At 59.9% G+C, this 279-nt stretch carries 1 protein-coding gene; it reads right to left on the reverse strand.

The features are described 5' to 3' along the window. Nucleotides 1–53: 53 nt before the first annotated feature. Nucleotides 54–279 (reverse strand): hypothetical protein (locus GHO32_RS26600; RefSeq protein WP_372239847.1); only part of this gene is annotated, 226 nt, incomplete at its 5' end.

Raw genomic sequence — 279 nt, forward strand, 5'->3', positions numbered from 1 at the left:
CTCTGTAAACTCTCCAAGGCGTCTAGCAAGGCCTTCTCGATCTCCGTCATAGCCTACTTCTCCAACTTCACGGCCTCTCGGCCTAGGTCCTTGAAATTCCACCCGCTGGACGCCTTCTTCCCTTTGGGCAGGAGGAGGTACTCGTCTTTTCCGTCGGAGTAGAACTCCATCCCCAGAGCCTGGGCGCGGGCCATCGTGGCCTTCTGCTGCTCGATGATCTGGAAATTCTCCGCCACCGTCTGCCCTGTCCACCACAGGGCCCCGCTCGCGGCCAAGATC

Source organism: Pseudomonas sp. FSL R10-2189 (assembly GCF_009600325.1).
Taxonomy (GTDB): Bacteria; Pseudomonadota; Gammaproteobacteria; order Pseudomonadales; family Pseudomonadaceae; genus Aquipseudomonas; species Aquipseudomonas helleri.